Source organism: Actinoplanes sp. NPDC024001, from assembly GCF_040638955.1.
In the GTDB taxonomy this organism is placed as follows: Bacteria; Actinomycetota; Actinomycetes; order Mycobacteriales; family Micromonosporaceae; genus Actinoplanes.
In genome coordinates, this window is sequence record NZ_JBEZZB010000002.1 from 33,133 (window position 1) to 48,977 (window position 15,845).

11 protein-coding genes and 1 pseudogene are annotated in these 15,845 nt (G+C 69.2%); 6 read left to right on the plus strand and 6 right to left on the minus strand.

The annotated features are described in order from the left end of the window. Positions 1–17: 17 nt before the first annotated feature. On the minus strand, positions 18–2,678 hold the full coding sequence (locus AB0F81_RS01290; RefSeq protein ID WP_360189114.1) for a GNAT family N-acetyltransferase: 2,661 nt from the start codon (positions 2,676–2,678) through the stop codon (positions 18–20). Beyond that, the gene (locus tag AB0F81_RS01295; protein WP_360189117.1) at positions 2,675–3,562 is read right to left on the minus strand and encodes a universal stress protein; all 888 of its coding nucleotides are present in this window, start codon (positions 3,560–3,562) and stop codon (positions 2,675–2,677) included. The genes AB0F81_RS01290 and AB0F81_RS01295 overlap by 4 nt, the downstream gene beginning before the upstream one ends. A gap of 261 nt (positions 3,563–3,823) precedes the next feature. On the opposite strand from AB0F81_RS01295, the gene AB0F81_RS01300 reads away from it, so the two are divergent. The 3 genes from AB0F81_RS01300 to AB0F81_RS01310 all read left to right on the plus strand — a co-directional run bounded on the left by AB0F81_RS01300 (position 3,824) and on the right by AB0F81_RS01310 (position 6,138). Continuing rightward, on the plus strand, positions 3,824–3,973 hold the full coding sequence (locus tag AB0F81_RS01300; RefSeq protein ID WP_328465853.1) for a hypothetical protein: 150 nt from the start codon (positions 3,824–3,826) through the stop codon (positions 3,971–3,973). 313 nt (positions 3,974–4,286) lie between these two features. Then, the gene (locus AB0F81_RS01305; RefSeq protein ID WP_360189121.1) at positions 4,287–4,916 is read left to right on the plus strand and encodes a GGDEF domain-containing protein; all 630 of its coding nucleotides are present in this window, start codon (positions 4,287–4,289) and stop codon (positions 4,914–4,916) included. Positions 4,917–5,262: 346 nt separating this feature from the next. After that, complete coding sequence (locus tag AB0F81_RS01310) at positions 5,263–6,138, plus strand: universal stress protein (protein WP_328465857.1); 876 nt, start codon at positions 5,263–5,265, stop codon at positions 6,136–6,138. A gap of 233 nt (positions 6,139–6,371) precedes the next feature. On the opposite strand, the gene AB0F81_RS01315 is transcribed toward AB0F81_RS01310, so the two are convergent. After that, positions 6,372–8,021: a TrkA C-terminal domain-containing protein gene (locus tag AB0F81_RS01315; RefSeq protein ID WP_328465859.1), complete on the minus strand. Its 1,650-nt coding sequence runs from the start codon at positions 8,019–8,021 to the stop codon at positions 6,372–6,374. A gap of 654 nt (positions 8,022–8,675) precedes the next feature. Here AB0F81_RS01315 and pflB point away from each other — a divergent pair. The 3 genes from pflB to AB0F81_RS01330 all read left to right on the plus strand — a co-directional run bounded on the left by pflB (position 8,676) and on the right by AB0F81_RS01330 (position 13,102). Further along, positions 8,676–10,937, plus strand: a complete 2,262-nt coding sequence (gene pflB, locus AB0F81_RS01320; RefSeq protein WP_360189126.1) for a formate C-acetyltransferase — start codon at positions 8,676–8,678, stop codon at positions 10,935–10,937. Next, a complete protein-coding gene (pflA, locus tag AB0F81_RS01325) occupies positions 10,934–11,752 on the plus strand; it encodes a pyruvate formate-lyase-activating protein (protein ID WP_360189129.1) in 819 nt (272 codons plus the stop codon). The genes pflB and pflA overlap by 4 nt, the downstream gene beginning before the upstream one ends. A 231-nt stretch (positions 11,753–11,983) precedes the next feature. Continuing rightward, entirely contained in the window at positions 11,984–13,102 is a 1,119-nt protein-coding gene (locus AB0F81_RS01330; RefSeq protein WP_328465865.1) for an acetate kinase, read from the plus strand. An 87-nt stretch (positions 13,103–13,189) separates the two neighbouring features. Here the strand turns inward: AB0F81_RS01330 and AB0F81_RS01335 are convergent. From AB0F81_RS01335 to gap, 3 genes and pseudogenes are all read right to left on the minus strand, one after another. Then, positions 13,190–13,497: pseudogene (locus tag AB0F81_RS01335) on the minus strand (triose-phosphate isomerase); the annotation flags it as partial. Then, a complete protein-coding gene (locus tag AB0F81_RS01340; RefSeq protein ID WP_360189132.1) occupies positions 13,497–14,693 on the minus strand; it encodes a phosphoglycerate kinase in 1,197 nt (398 codons plus the stop codon). The pseudogene AB0F81_RS01335 and the gene AB0F81_RS01340, both read right to left, overlap by 1 nt. Before the next feature lie 6 nt (positions 14,694–14,699). Next, entirely contained in the window at positions 14,700–15,701 is a 1,002-nt protein-coding gene (gene gap, locus AB0F81_RS01345) for a type I glyceraldehyde-3-phosphate dehydrogenase (protein WP_360189135.1), read from the minus strand. Between the last annotated feature and the right edge of the window lie 144 nt (positions 15,702–15,845).

Below are 15,845 nucleotides of genomic sequence, written 5' to 3' on the forward strand. Positions count from 1 at the left end.
GTCTCCATCCGTACCGGTCAGCCCGGGTCGCGCAGGCGCCGCAGCACCGGGTCGGGTTCGCCGCCGACGGGTGCGAGCCGTAGCTTGGCGTCGACCGCGTGCATCCCGTCCGGGCCGGCGAGCACCGGGTTGAGGTCGAGTTCGGCGATCTCGGGGTGGTCCTCGGCGAGCCGGCTCAGCCGCAGCAGCAGATCCTGCAGGGCGGCGGTGTCCACTGGCGGGGTTCCCCGGTAGCCGGTGAGCAGCGGGGCGCAGCGCAGCGAACGCCACATGCGGCCGGAGTCCAGGTCGGTCATCGGAACCTGTTGCAGGGCCCGGTCGTCGAGTAGGTCGGTCGAGGTTCCGCCGTGGCCGAGCAGCACCAGCGATCCGAATAGCGGGTCGTGCACCAGCCCGGCGACCAGCTCGACGGGTCCGTTCAGGTGCGGCTGGACCAGCACGCCTTGGCCGGGGCGGCCGGCCGCGGCGACCGTGTCGAAGGCTTCCCGTACGGCGGCCGGACCCCTCAGTCCGGTGCGGACCCGGCCGGTGTCGCTCTTGTGTACCAGCCGCGGGTCGGCCGACTTCAGGACGACCGGACCATCGATCTGTCCGGCGGCCACCGCGGCTGCGAACGCGTCACGGACGAGCGTGGCGGGCACGACGTCGATCCCGTACGCGGCGAGAATCTCCGCGGTCCGGGCGTAGGTCTGCCAGCCGGGTCCGTGTTCGAATGCCTTGTCGACAAGGGCTTGTGCGCGTTGCCGGTCGATACCGGTCAGCTCGGCGCGGCCACCCAGCGGCCGGCGCCGCCAGGAAGCGTACGAGGCGGCGTGCGCGAGCGCGCGAACGGCCGGTTCCGGTAGGTCGTAGACGGGTGCGCCACGGGCGCCGAGCCGGTTCGGCAGGCCGGTGCCTCCGGTCACCACCGCGGCGACGCTCAGATCCGGGTGTTGGTCAGCGACGCCACCGAGCGCGGCCAGGATTTCCGCGGGCTGGTTTGCCCGGGTGCAGGCCACGATGAGCAGCAGCATGTCGACGCCGCTGGCGGCGGCCTCGGCTGCGGCGGCGAACTGCTGCGGAGAGGCGTCAGCGCCCAGGTCGAGCGGATTATCCTGCGCAGTTTCGCCAGTTGTCGGCAGGTGCAGTCCGGCCAGCTCCGCGGAGTCGGCGGCCAGGACGTTCAGGCCGCCGGCGTTGCTCACCACCGCGAGCCGCTCGCCGGCGGGCAACGGCTGATCGGTAAGCATCCGGGCGGCGTCCAGCAGCTCACCGAGACTCTCCGTGTGGATCACACCGGCCTGGGCGAACAAGGCGTCGACGGCGGCTGCCGGGGCCGCGGCGGCCGCGGTGTGCGAGGCGCCGGCACGCTGCCCGGCAACCGAACGGCCACTCTTGAGGGCCAGCACCGGCTTGCGGCGCGACAAGGCCCTCACGGTACGGGCGAACTTGCGCGGGTTGCCGAACGACTCCAGGTAAAGGGCGACCGCCCGGGTCTCCGGGTCGTCGTACCAGTAGGCGATCAGGTCATTGCCGCTCACATCGGCCTTGTCGCCGAGCGAGACCAGGGTGGACACCCCAGCGCCAGTGCGGGCCGCGTGCTCCAGCACGGCGATGGCCACCGCGCCGGACTGAGCAGCAACCGCCAACGCGCCGCGGGCCGGAAGCGCCGGGGCGAAGCCCGCGGCGAGCCGGATCCGCGGGTCGGTGTTGTACACCCCGAGGCAGTTCGGGCCCACCAGGCGGATGCCGTGGGAGCGGGCCGCCCGTACCAGCTCGGCCTGCCGTTTACGGCCGTCCGGACCCGCCTCGCCGAAGCCGGCGCTGAGCACGACGGCCGCGCGCGCTCCGACGGCGGCACCGTCGGCGAGCACCCCCGCGACCTGCTCGGCGGGCACGACGATGACCAGCAGCTCCGCCGGGCCCGGCAGGTCACGCAGGCTGCGGTAGCCGGGTACCGAACCGACCGCGTCACCGTGGCCGTTGACCGCGTATAGCGGACCGGTGAACCCGTAGTCGAGCAGCGACTGCAAGGTTTCCCGGCCGACACCGCCAATCTGGTGGCCGGCACCCACCACGGCGACCGACGACGGGCTGAGCAACGCGCGCAGCGAGGCGCGTTCCGCCGTGCGGTCCCGCTCGTCAACGACCGCTGCGGTGCTCCCGTCATTACTGATCTGCAAGGTCACGTCGACCACGCCCCGGTCGAAACGGTGCCGAGCCTGCGAGCTGAGGTCCCGCGCGACGCGCAGCATGCCGACGTTGCCGGGCAGCACCTCGCCGGAGAGTTCGGTGATGCCGTACCGGCGACAGCGGGCCGCGAGGTGTTCCAGCAGCAGGGTGCCGATGCCGCGGCCGTGGTGCCGGTCGGCGACCAGCAGAGCGAACTCGGAACGCGGCCGGTCGCCGAACCGCTCGGCGGAGGCGACGCCAACGAGCTCGTCGCCCTCGTAGGCCAGCACGTTCACGTGGTGCGCTGACTCCGGCCGGCACAACCGACTCACCTCGGCGCTCAGCGTGGCGGCGCTGGGTTGGGCGAAGAACCGCAGGTGCAGGCTGGCCGCCGACGCCTGCTCGTACAGCGCGGTAACGGCCGAGCGGTCCGCGGCCGTGACAGACCGGATCGACACGATGCCGCCGTCGGCGGTCAGCGCGTCGACCGGATCCGTGCCGGGAACCACCCGGCCGGGCACGGTCATCGCCCGCTGTCCCGCTTGCCGTGCGGCCGCACGATCAGGACCGGACAGTCGGCGTGATGCAGCAGTTGCAGACCGGTCGAGCCGAGCAGGGTGCCGGCGATCACGCCGTGGCCGCGGCTGCCGACCACCACCAGCTGTGCGCCACGGGAGACGCCGACCAACACCGCCGCGGCGCTGTCGTGCGACAGCAGGATCTCCACCGGTACGTCGGGGAACTTTTCGCGCCACGGCGCCAGCTGCGTGGTCAGGTTGGCCCGCTCGGCCTGGTCCTGCTCCGGGCTATACACCTGAGCGGGCGGGAGATGCCCCGAGTAGACCAGTACGGACGGCAGGTATGAGCGGATCGCGGTTAACGAGGTGCAGCGGGCCCGCGCCGCGGTGAACGCCGCTTCCAGGACCCGATCGGCTGAGCCGTTGTCGTCGACGCCCACCGCGACCGGGCCCTTGCCGGCATCCGTGCGTCCGCGGACCACGACGACCGGGCAGTCGGCATGCATGGCCACCCGCTGACTGACCGAGCCGAGGTGCAGGCCGGCGAAGCCGCCGCGGCCGCGGCTGCCGAGCACCAGCAGGTCCTCACCTTCGGAGGCGATGATCAGCTGGGCCGCCGGGTCGCCGGTCAAAACATCGGTATCCATCTCGATCGCCGATGCGACCGTCGCCGCCTCCTGCGCCGCGCGCACGGCGATGCTTTCACCGAACCTACGGGCCGTCTCGAAGTGCCGGCCATCGACGTCGTACTGCGTGCCCGCCCAATCCCAGTCCAGGACATGGGTGAGCAGCAACGGCTGCTTGCGCAGTTCCGCCTCCCGTGCGGCCCAACGCACTGCCGCCCGGCTGGGCTCGGTGCCGTCGACTGCGACGACGATCGCTGGCGTACGCATGATTCCTCCTCGGCGTTCCCTTCCTTCAGCCTCATCCGTACCGATGCCCGCCGGCAGGGCGGCACGGCCCGCCGCGGCGGGCCGGGAGTCCTGTTCCGCCCGGCTTTGGCGATTTCGAACGCACCTGCCGGGCGTCCCAGCGGGTCGTCTGGCGGTGGCGGGCGGGCCGCAAGGGCTGGTTCCCCGACGCTGTACACCGCCGTCGGCACTGCTCGTGCCGCGCCGGATGCTTCAGGCAGCCGCGGTGGACGCAGCACGGTCGTGACTCTGGCCCGGCTTGCTGTGCTCGACCTGCAGCGCAACCCGATGCCGGTGTTGCGGGCGATCGGCGACTATTGCCGGGCCAATCACGCGGATGAGGCTGAGCAGTGGCATGCCCGGGGTGTCGATGTGTACGGTGACTTCTTCTAACGGGCGAACGCAGCAGCGCGGCTGGCCGGACGCGGTGCTCGTCGGCCCATGTCGCGTCGGGCGGCTGATCTCGGACTTTTTGCTGGTCCCGTACCTGGTCGGACGCGCCGGTGGCGTCGCGCCAAGGTCCGCCTCCTCCGCCGGTCGGAATGCCGGAGCTCTCTCTCATTCCGCGGCGCTGCCTGCCGATAACTGAGGCGAAAGCTGAACTGGGTGGTGCGCGAGGCCGCCCGCGGCATCGCAAGAACGGGGACGAGGTGCGTACACGCCACTCGCGGCAGCGGCCGGCCGGACCTGCCGGTGACGAGGTCAGGTGAGCAGCCCGCGTCTCGGGGTCGCGGTGCCCGCCACCGCGACTGCGGTCACCCTAACGCTGTCCGGCTGGTTCCTCACGTCTTTCGTCGCCATCCAGGAACTGCTCGCTGAGCGTGACGTCCTGGCGGCCAGGCTGCACACCATGGCTTTCACGGACGGCCTCACCGGCCTTGCCAACCGGGCCTTGTTCCTCGAACGCCTCGAGGACGCGCTACGCCGAGGCGACAGTCGAGTGGGTGTGCTCATCGACCTCGACGACATCAAGCCGGTCAACGACACCTACGGGCATGCCGCGGGCGACGCGGTCCTGATGCGGACCGCAGAGCGGCTGCGGCTCAGTGCCGGCTCGGCCGGTGTGACCGCCCGTCTCGGCGGCGACGAGTTCGCGGTGCTGATCGAGCAGGCACAGCTTGGCGACCTCGCGGCCGTCGCCGACCGGATCGTCGAGGCGCTCGGTGAACCGTGCCGGCTCGAAGGCGGCACCGAGGTCCGGTCCACGCCAGCGTCGGGGGCGATGGCGGCCGACGACGACCGTGACGCCTCGGCCTTGTTGCACAGGGCCGACGGTGCCATGTACGCGGCCAAGCGTTCGGGCAAAGGTTCGTTCGAGCTAGCGCACGCCGCCTGACGACTTGTAAGGCGCTGCGTCTGGACGCCGATTCTGGCGCCGCGCAGAACCTGGTCGCCCCCCGCCGCCGCGTCGTCATGCTCGGCTGGCGGATGGCCGTCAGGCAAACCGCGGTGGTCGCGCCCTACGGCCGCGTCCAAGCGCGCGCTGGTCGCCGACGACTTCACGGGGGCACAGGAACTCAGCGAGGTGGAAGCCTACCTGTCGACCAAGTTGTGATTATCGATGTGGCGTCAACGTGTCCGAGCGCAGTCGGGACTTCCGGCCTGGGCTGTGCGGGTCTCCTTCCCTGATCGTCAGCGTGGAAGCGCTCGAAGATCGATAGGTGATAGAGAGGACGTCCGACATGACGACCGGAACCATCATCGTCGCCACCGATGGCGCGGAATCCAGCCTCGGGGCCGTGGCATGGGCGGCTCGCGAAGCCGAGCGGCGCCATGGGGTGCTACGCATCGTGCACGCCTACGAACGGGACTGGGTGAAGGTACGCCCCGGCGGCGGCAGCGACTACGTCGACATCGCGCGTCAGGTCGCCGAGGGCATCGTCGCGACCGCCCGCGACCGAGCGCGGCAGGTCGCGCCCGGAATCGCCATCCAGACGAATCTGCTGATCGGGCATGCCGTGCCGTGTCTGCTGGAGGTTTCGCACGGCGGGGACCTGTTCGTGGTCGGCAGCCGCGGCCGGGGCGGGTTCGCCGGTCTGCTGCTCGGTTCGGTCAGCGCGAGCATGGCCACGAACGCTTCGTGCCCGGTCGTGGTCGTCCGTGGCCGTACCGAAGGACCGATCGTCGCGGGGGTTGACGAGAACCCGGCAGCGGAGGTGGTTCTCGAGGCCGCCTTCGCGGCGGCGGCCGAATGGAATGCGCCGCTGTTGGTGATACGCGCATACCCGCCGGCGGTCCCGCTTTGGGTGGCGGCCGCCGGCGTCGCTGACGTCATAGACACGTCCGAGCAGGAGAACGACGAACGCGCCCGGCTCGACGAGCAGCTCGCTCCGTGGCGGGAGAAGTACTCCGCCGTGCCGGTCAAGGCGATGGTGACGAGGGAGGGTGCGGCCGCGGCGCTGGTCGCGGCGTCGGGCAAGGCGCGCCTGGTCGTCGTCGGCAGCCGCGGCCACGGCAGGGTGAGCGGAGCCCTGCTCGGCTCGGTCGGGCTGCAACTGTTGCACCACGCCGAGAGTCCGGTCCTCATCGTGCGGCATGACGACAGGGCAGGTGCCTGAGCCCGGGCGCGTTACCGCAATCTGCCGCATCCATGTGCCGGGCTCCAGGCTGTGCCAGCAGGAGACCGAGGACGCAGCCGCCGGACCAGAGACAAGTAATCCGTACGCGCTCCGCTCGACGGGTCGAGACAGCCCGGCCACCGGTGCCACCGCTGGTCCGCCGATCGAGGCGGGATCGGCGGAGTACGTCAGTTCCCGTCACGGACTCGATGTCGATGATGCCACCGGTCAGGTCAATGGTGCAGCAGCACAATCATCAGCTGTGCGATGAGGACCTTCAAAACCATTGCGACCGGGAAAACCGTCGAGTACGCCAGGGCCGGCAGCTCATTCTTGGCTCGGTCTTCGGCGAAGGTCAGCACAGCCGGGTTGGTGTCGATGCCGGCCATGACACCCATCAGCCAAGAGAGAGGCATGCGCAGTAGCCTGCCCCCGACGATGCAGGCGACGGTGGTGCCGGCCGCCACCAGCGCACCGGCTGCGATCATCTTCCAGGCGCCACCGTCGGAGAACCCGTGGATGAGCGCGCCACCGGACTTGAGTCCGACGCCGGCGAAGAACAGCGCGACGCCGACCTGCCGAAGGACCAGGATCGTCGATCGGGGCTGGTGCCAGGTGATCGCGCCGGTCCGTCCGATCCGGCCCAGGATCAGGCCCGCGATGAGCGGCCCTGCCGCTAGGCCGAGACGCAGTGTCGCGGCACCGGCAAGTGGCACCGTGACCGCGCCCAGCAGCAGGCCGAACGCGAGACCGAGGGTGAGGCCAGCGAAGTCCACCCGGGTCAGCGACTGGTCGGAGTCGCCTAGCAAGGCCGTCACGGCGGGCATGCGGTCGTGTGATGTGACCACCCGCACCCGGTCGCCGAGAAGCAATCGGGTGGTGGGAGTCGCGATCAGGTCGTGATCGCCACGCCGCAACCGGGTGATGAGCGCATTGTATCGGCGGGGCAGGTCCAGGTCAGCGACGGTCCTGCCGACCAGCGCAGGATCGGAGACCGTGATCCGGCGGAAGTCGAGGGTGCTGCGGTCCAGCGACAGCGCCGGACCGGCTTTCTCTCCGAGGCGTGCGACGAGATCCCTGGTGGCTGCACGGGTACCGACGACCGACAACAGGTCACCGTAATGCAGGGTGGCGACCGATACGGCCAGCTGGATGCGGTCGCCGCGTCGCAGCCGAACCAGTAGCGCCTCACCGTCGCGGGCCAGTTCGTTGGTGAGCTCATGGATGTCGATGCCGGCGCCTCGGGTGACGCGCAGGGTTCGTTCGACCAGTTTTCTCGGAGCAGTAGCCAGGTGCGTGTTCTCGGAGGCCTCGCGCGCGAAGTCGACCCGGACGAACATCATGTAGGTGACGAGGGCACCGATCATGGCGACCACGCCGTACCCATAGGTCAGGCTCATTCCGACTGCCGCGTCGTTGGCCAGGGCCGCCGCGTGGGCGGGGGCGATGGCTCGCAGCGCCTCCTGGGCACCGCCGAGCGCCGGCACGTTGACCAGCGCGCCGGCGAACACCCCGGCGGCGGTGGCCGAGTTGAGGTGGAAGGCGGCAGCGGCTGCGACGGCGATCAGTGCCGCGACGGCGAGGGCTCCGGCGACGAAGGCATTGTCGCGCAGACCGCGCCGGCGCAGTGCGGCGAAGAAGGTGGGTCCGCTGGCCAGACCGATGAGATAGACGAACAAAGCCAACCCGAACTGGTCGGCGAAGTCAGGCAGCCGTAGCCGTTCGTCGAGGGCGCCGAGGCCGAGGCCAACGAAGAAGACAGCCGCGACGCCCAGTGCGACGCCGTGGACCCGGACGCTGCCGAGCAGGTGCCCGACGCCGAGGACCACTGCGCACAGCAGGACGGCATTGGCCGCCAGTAGGTCGATCGGAGGCAAGATCACACCCGACATCGTCTGCGACCCTGTGCAGGCCGACGCGGCCTACACCAAAGAGCTCCCCCGTAGGGGTTGCCTGCCGGGATTCCGCACTCATCTGTCTTGAGCGACCGGCATAATGAGTCCCTCGTCGGCGCGGCGGGGATTCGCCGAACGGATCGCCGGTACGGCGGAGGCCTTCGGATGGTTGGCCGTCTGCTGAGCGGCTATGGTGTGATTCGCCTGTTACGAGTGTGCGGGCCAGTGCTCTGCCGTTCAGGGCGGTCGCCCGCCGGGTCATAGATACGGGCGGTGGCCGCAATAGCGCGGCGGTCTCCGCCTGGTCGGCGAGAGACAAGAGTGCCGTGTGCCGGGCCGAGCGCTTGGGCGACGGTTTCCACGCCGCCGATCTCTTCGCGCACGCTGGTGCCGAGTGCGCTGGCGCCGCCGGTGGCCTCGTTGCCGCAGAAGAAAGCCATCTCGCAACTGGCTAGGCACTCCGGTGCGTCCGCACTACTACCGCGGGCACAAAGGCCCTGTTCGGTGCAGCGTTGGTCGGGGAACCTGAATACCCAGGAGGTCATCCGTACTACCGGCGTACATCACACCGGGCTCAGATCCTGCTGGATCATACCGAAGAGCAGACGGCGAATCCGTCAGCACACGACCTGGGGGAACGACATGAGCGCAACCGTCCTCGGCACCACCGTTGCCGGCCTGGACCCGTGGCGCGGGTTCATCGGTGACGGATGGCGGGCCGGCATCGCCGTGCGTGACTTCATTCAGGCCAACTACGAGCCGTACACCGGTGACGCGTCGTTCCTGGCCGGGCCGACCGCCCGGACTCGGGGGATCTGGGACAGGCTGTCGGCGATGTTTCCGGCCGAGCGTGAGCGCGGCATCTACGACGTCGACGCGGTCACCCCGTCGACGATCACCAGCCACAAGCCGGGCTACATCGACCAGGACAGCGAGCTGATCGTCGGGTTGCAGACCGACGCGCCGCTACGCCGCGCGATCATCCCGAACGGTGGCTGGCGGATGGTCGAGGGCGGCTTGAAGGCGTACGGTTACGCGCCCGACCCGGCCGTCGCGGAGATCTTCACCAAGTACCGCAAGACCCACAACGCTGGTGTGTTCGACGCCTACACCCCGGACATCCTGGCCGCCCGCAAGTCGCACCTCATCACCGGGCTGCCCGACGCGTACGGCCGGGGCCGGATCATCGGCGACTACCGGCGGGTCGCGCTCTACGGCGTCGACGCCCTGATCGCCGCGAAGCAGGCCGACAAGGACGCCTGCGCGGCGCAGCCGATGACCGAGGACACCGTGCGCAGGCGCGAAGAGCTGTCCGAGCAGATCCGGGCGCTGGCCGAGCTCAAGCAGATGGCGGCCTCGTACGGCTACGACATCTCCGGCCCGGCTACCACCGGCCGTGAGGCCATCCAGTGGCTGTACTTCGCCTACCTGGCCGCGGTGAAGGAGCAGAACGGCGCCGCGATGTCGCTGGGCCGCACCTCCACGTTCATCGACATCTACCTGCAACGCGACATCGCCGAGGGCCGGCTCACCGAGGAGCAGGCGCAGGAACTCGTCGACGACTTCGTGATCAAGCTGCGGATCGTACGGTTCCTGCGCACCCCGGAGTACGACGAGCTGTTCTCCGGCGACCCGACCTGGGTGACCGAGTCGATCGGCGGGATCGGCTCCGACAGCCGGCCGCTGGTCACCCGGACCAGCTTCCGCTACCTGCAGACCCTGTACAACCTCGGCCCCGCGCCGGAGCCGAACCTGACCGTCTTCTGGTCACCGCAGCTGCCGCAGGGCTTCAAGAGCTTCTGCGCCCAGGTGTCCATCGACACCAGCGCCATCCAGTACGAGTCCGACGAGCTGATGCGGCCCCGGTTCGGCGACGACACCGCGATCGCCTGCTGCGTGTCGGCGATGGCGGTCGGCAAGCAGATGCAGTTCTTCGGCGCCCGGGTGAACCTCGCCAAGACCCTGCTGTACGCGATCAACGGCGGCCGCGACGAGAACTCCGGCGCCCAGGTCGGCCCGCAGCTGCCGCCGCTGGAAGGCGACGTCCTCGACTACGAGCAGGTCGCCGAGCGGTTCGACACGATGATGGAGTGGCTGGCCGCCACCTACGTCAACGCGCTCAACATCATCCACTACATGCACGACAAGTACGCCTACGAGCGCATCGAGATGGCCCTGCACGACACCGACATCCTGCGCACCCTGGCCTGCGGCATCGCCGGCCTGTCGGTCGCCACCGACTCTCTGTCCGCGATCAAGCACGCCACCGTACGGCCGGTCCGTGACGAGCGTGGCCTGATCGTCGACTACACCGTCGACGGGGAGTTCCCGACCTACGGCAACAACGACGACCGCGCCGACACGATCGCGGCCGGGCTGGTCGAGTCGTTCATGGCGAAGATCCGTCAGTACCCGACGTACCGGGGTGCGGTGCACACCCAGTCGGTGCTGACGATCACCTCGAACGTCGTCTACGGCAAGCACACCGGCAACACCCCGGACGGCCGGCGCGCCGGCGAGCCGTTCGCGCCGGGCGCGAACCCGATGAACGGCCGCGACAAGCACGGCATGGTCGCCGCGGCGCTGTCGGTGGCGAAACTGCCGTACGAGCACGCCCAGGACGGCATCTCGCTGACCACCACGGTCACCCCGAACGGTCTCGGCAACAGCCGCCACGAGCAGATCCGCAACCTCGTCGGGGTGCTCGACGGATACACCGCGGTCGACGGCTTCCACATGAACGTCAACGTGCTGAACCGGGCCACCCTGGAAGACGCGATGGCGCACCCGGAGAACTACCCGCAGCTGACCATCCGGGTCTCCGGCTACGCGGTCAACTTCGTGCGGCTCACCAAGGAACAGCAGGCCGACGTCATCTCCCGCACCTTCCACGGCGCGCTGTGAACGGCACCGTGATCCAGCGTCCCGACCTGGGAATCACCCCGGTCGGGACGCACCCGCCAGGCGAACTCGTCGCGTCGGTGCACTCGTGGGATGTCGTGACTGCGGCCGACGGTCCGGGCACCCGGTTCGTGACCTTCTTCGCCGGCTGCCACCTGCGCTGCCTGTACTGCCACAACCCGGACACCTGGGAAGGCCGTAACGGCCAGCACGTCACCCTCGACGACCTGGTCGCCAAGATGCTCACCTTCAAGGCGTTCATCACCGCGTCCGGTGGGGGAGTGACGGTCTCCGGCGGCGAGCCGCTGCTGCAGAACCATTTCGTCGAGGCGTACCTGCGCCGCTGCAAGCAGGAGGGCATGCACACCGCCCTGGACACCGCCGGGTTCCTCGGCGTCCGCGCCAGCGACCGGCTGCTCGACGACACCGACCTGGTGCTGCTCGACATCAAGTCCAGCAACCCGGAGACCTACCGGAAGGTCACCGGCGTCGCCCTGCACCCGACCATCGTCTTCGGCGACCGCCTCGCCGAGCGCGGCAACCAGATGCGAATCCGGTTCGTGCTGGTTCCCGGCCTGACCGACGACCCGGACAACATCGCAGGCGTAGCCGACCTGGCCGCCCGGTGGGGCAGCGTCGAACACGGCGGGGTGGTCGAGCAGGTCGACATCCTCGGCTACCACCGCCTCGGCGTGGCCAAATACAAGGAGCTCGGACTGCGCTACCCGCTGGCCGACACCGAGCCGCCCACGACCGAGCAGCTGACTGCGGCCGCCGCACACTTCACCGACCGCGGGCTGCGCGTGACGATCGCCTGAATCCGTAAGACTGTCTCTAACTCAGTGTGCTATCGCATCGGCCGGTGCACGGTCATGATCGCCGACCGTGCACCGGCCGAGCAGTGATCAAGGGGTCGCACTGCGGGAAGGTGCGGACTTCGGCCACGACCACGGAGAACACGAGCGACAATATCCGTGCGAACACCGCGCCGCCGCGCTCGGGACTACGCCGCGCCAGGCAAGCGAGCGGAGGAATCGATCGGAGGCGGCATGGACCGGGTGCTGGTACTCAACTGCGGCTCGTCGTCGGTTCGGTACAAACTGTTCAACGGCGATACCGCCACCGCGAAGGGCTTGACTGAACGGATCGGAGAACCCGGTGGCGGGCCTGCCGACCACCGCCAGGCTCTTCAGCAGTTGATGGACTCCGTCGACCTCAACGGCCTGACCGCAATCGGTCACCGGGTAGTGCACGGCGGGGTCACATTCACTGCGCCGACGGTCGTTTCGGACGACGTCATCAGCGCGATCAGCGAGTTGATACCGCTCGCGCCGCTGCACAACCCCGCCGCGGTCACCGGCATCCGGGTCTGCCGCGAACTGCTTCCCTCCGTTCCCCAGGTCGCCGTCTTCGACACCGCGTTCCACTCCACCATCCCGACCGAGGCCGCCATGTGGGCACTCGACACCGAGATCGCCGAGCGGTGGGGGATCCGACGGTACGGCTTCCACGGCACATCCCATGCCTATGTCTCCCGTGCGACTGCACGCCTGCTCGGCAAACCGGTCGAGGACACTGACTTGATCATCCTGCACCTGGGCAACGGCGCCAGCATCACCGCAGTCCACGCCGGCCGCAGCGTCGCCACGTCCATGGGTCTCACCCCGCTCAGCGGCCTGGTCATGGGGACCCGCACCGGAGACATCGACCCGAGCGTCATCTTCCATCTGCATCGCGTTGCCGGTCTCACCCTCGACCAGATCGAAGAGCTGCTCACCCGTCGATCCGGACTACTCGGCCTCACCGGTGACAACGACATGCGTCTGATCGAACAGCGGCGGGACGCTGATGACCCGGCCGCCCGCCGCGCATTCGACATCTACTGCCGGCGAGTCAAGGAGTATGTCGGTGCATACCTGGCCGTCCTGGGGCGGGCGGACGCGATCACGTTCACCGCCGGTATCGGTGAGCACTCAGCGCTTGTCCGCAGCCAGTCACTCTCCGGCCTTGAGGCGTTCGGCATTTTCCTTGATAGCAACCGCAATGAGGCCGACGCCCCTGTCATCTCTGTTGATGGGTCACCCATCGCTGTGTGCGTGGTCCCGACCGAGGAGGAACTCGAGATTGCGAACGAGACCCGCCGCGCGCTCGCCGCCCGGCCGCATTGAGTACATGTCGTTGAGGGTCTCGACCGCGTACGTGTTGTGTCTTGAGCTGGTTTTGAGCCAGGCCTTCAGGTCCGAGGCACCGGCGGCGTCGGAATGCCCGAGCACCACGGAGCTGCAGCCAGCTTCGCCGGCATCGAGTCGGCAATCTTCCCGGTGTACGCGCCGGACGCGTGCTGGGAGATGTCCTGGGCGCCGTACGCGATGGCCAGCTTGTCACCGTCCACCGCGGTCTGCACGGTGCGCAGGTCGGTGAACGGCGGCAGCACGACCGTCTCGACGGCGTCCAGCTGCTCGGCGGACAGGCTTGCGGCCAGCTTCTGGACCAGCAGATTCGCCTCGAAGTGGTTGAGGTTCATCTTCCAGTTGCCGGCAATGATCGGCTTACGGGTCGTCATCACTTCTCCAGTGCGGCGACGCCCGGCAGCGTCTTGCCTTCGAGGTACTCCAGGGACGCGCCCCCGCCGGTGGAGATGTGGCCGAACGCGGACTCGTCCAGGCCGAGCGTGCGGACCGCGGCAGCGGAGTCGCCGCCGCCGACGACCGAGAAGCCGTCGATCTTGGTGATCGCCTCGGCCACGCCGCGGGTGCCCGCGGCGAACGGCGCCAGCTCGAAGACGCCCATCGGGCCGTTCCAGAACACGGTCTTGGCGCCCGCGATCGCCTCGGCGAACAGCGCCGTGGAGCGAGGGCCGATGTCCAGGCCGAGCCGGTCGGCCGGGATCTCGGAGGCGTCCACGGTCACGTGGTCCGCATCCGCCGAGAACTCGGTGGCGGCCACCACGTCGACCGGGAGCACGATCCGTCCCTCGGCCTGCTTCAGCAGCTCCTGGCAGGTCTCGATCATCTCGGCCTCGAGCAGCGACTTGCCGACCTCGTGGCCCTGGGCCTTGAGGAAGGTGAAGCACATGCCGCCACCGACGAGCAGCTTGTCCACCTTCGGCAGCAGGGCCTGGATGACGGCGAGCTTGTCGGAGACCTTCGAGCCGCCGAGAACGACGACGTAGGGCTGCTCCGGGCTCTCCGACACCTTCTTGAGGACCTCGACCTCCTTGAGGACGAGACCACCGGCGTAGTGCGGCAGGCGGGCCGGCAGGTCGTACACCGAGGCGTGCTTGCGGTGCACCGCGCCGAACGCGTCGTCGACGTAGGAGTCGGCGAACGCCGCGAGCTGGTCGGCGAACGCGCCGCGAACCGCGTCGTCCTTCGAGGTCTCGCCCTCGTTGAACCGCAGGTTCTCCAGCAGCAGCACCTGGCCGTCCTGCAGCTCGGCGACCACCTGGGTGGCTTCCGGGCCGACGGTGTCGTCAGCGAAGACCACCGACGACCCGAGCAGCTCGGCCAGCCGCGTCGCGACCGGGCGCAGGGTGTACTTCGGGTCCGGCGCGCCCTTCGGGCGGCCCAGGTGCGACATGACGATGACGCGGGCGCCCGCGTCACGCAGGGCGATCAGGGTCGGCAGAACCGCGCGGGCGCGGCCGTCGTCACTGATGACACCCGGGTTTGCCTTGTCGAACGGGACGTTCAGGTCGGCGCGCACGAAGACGCGCCGACCCGAGACACCCTCGCCGAGCAGGTCGTCGAGAGTCTTCAAGGCAGATCAGGCCCCGACGAGCTTGACCAGGTCGACGAGGCGGTTCGAGTAGCCCCACTCGTTGTCGTACCAGCCGACGACCTTGACCTGGTTGCCACCGATGACCTTGGTGAGGCCGGCGTCGAAGATGCAGGACGCCGGGTCGGTGACGATGTCGGCCGACACGATGTCGTCCTCGGTGTAGACCAGGATGCCCTTGAGCGGGCCCTCGGCGGCGGCCTTGATCGCGGCGTTGACCTCCTCGACCGACGTGTCGCGAGCGGCGGTGAAGGTGAGGTCGGTGGCCGAGCCGGTGGGGATCGGCACCCGCAGCGCGAAGCCGTCCAGCTTGCCCTTCAGCTCCGGCAGCACCAGGCTGACGGCCTTCGCGGCGCCGGTCGAGGTCGGCACGATGTTCAGGGCGGCGGCGCGGGCGCGACGCAGGTCCTTGTGCGGGCCGTCCTGCAGGTTCTGGTCCTGGGTGTACGCGTGGATCGTGGTCATCAGACCCTTCTCGATCCCGATGCTGTCGTTCAGGACCTTCGCCATCGGGGCGAGGCAGTTCGTGGTGCAGGACGCGTTCGAGATGATCGTGTGCTGCGCGGCGTCGTACAGGTTGTCGTTGACGCCCATCACGATCGTGATGTCCTCGTTCTTGGCCGGAGCCGAGATGATGACCTTCTTGGCGCCCTTGTCGACGTGCGCCTTGGCCTTGGTGGCGTCGGTGAAGAAGCCGGTCGACTCGATCACGACGTCGGCGCCCAGGTCGCCCCACGGGAGGTTGTTCGGGTCGCGCTCGGCGAACGCCTTGAACGTGTTGCCGCCGACGGTGATCTCGTCGGCGGTCGCCTTCACCTCGTGGCCGAGACGGCCCAGGATGCTGTCGTACTTCAGCAGGTGAGCCAGCGTGGCGTTGTCGGTCAGGTCGTTCACGCCGACGATCTGGATGTCGGCCCCGGAAGCGAGAACCGCCCGGAAGAAGTTACGACCGATACGGCCGAAGCCGTTGATGCCAACCCGGATGGTCACAGGTGGTCTCCTCGTTTCGGTCCGCCGGATTCTGCGACCGGCGGAGGGGTCTGCATGCCGACCGTAGGGACGGCCGGCTCATGGGGTGTCCGGCCGCCGCGCCCTTGACTTCGAGAACGCCACAGCAGACTCGGGGCGTCACCG

What these genes read in the sequence shown, in the direction of transcription:
- AB0F81_RS01295 (WP_360189117.1), bottom strand. Translation starts at nt 3,562, where the DNA reads ATGCGTACGCCAGCGATCGTCGTCGCAGTCGACGGCACCGAGCCCAGC.
- AB0F81_RS01290 (WP_360189114.1), bottom strand. Translation starts at nt 2,678, where the DNA reads ATGACCGTGCCCGGCCGGGTGGTTCCCGGCACGGATCCGGTCGACGCG.
- AB0F81_RS01310 (WP_328465857.1), top strand. Translation starts at nt 5,263, where the DNA reads ATGACGACCGGAACCATCATCGTCGCCACCGATGGCGCGGAATCCAGC.
- pflB (WP_360189126.1), top strand. Translation starts at nt 8,676, where the DNA reads ATGAGCGCAACCGTCCTCGGCACCACCGTTGCCGGCCTGGACCCGTGG.
- AB0F81_RS01330 (WP_328465865.1), top strand. Translation starts at nt 11,984, where the DNA reads ATGGACCGGGTGCTGGTACTCAACTGCGGCTCGTCGTCGGTTCGGTAC.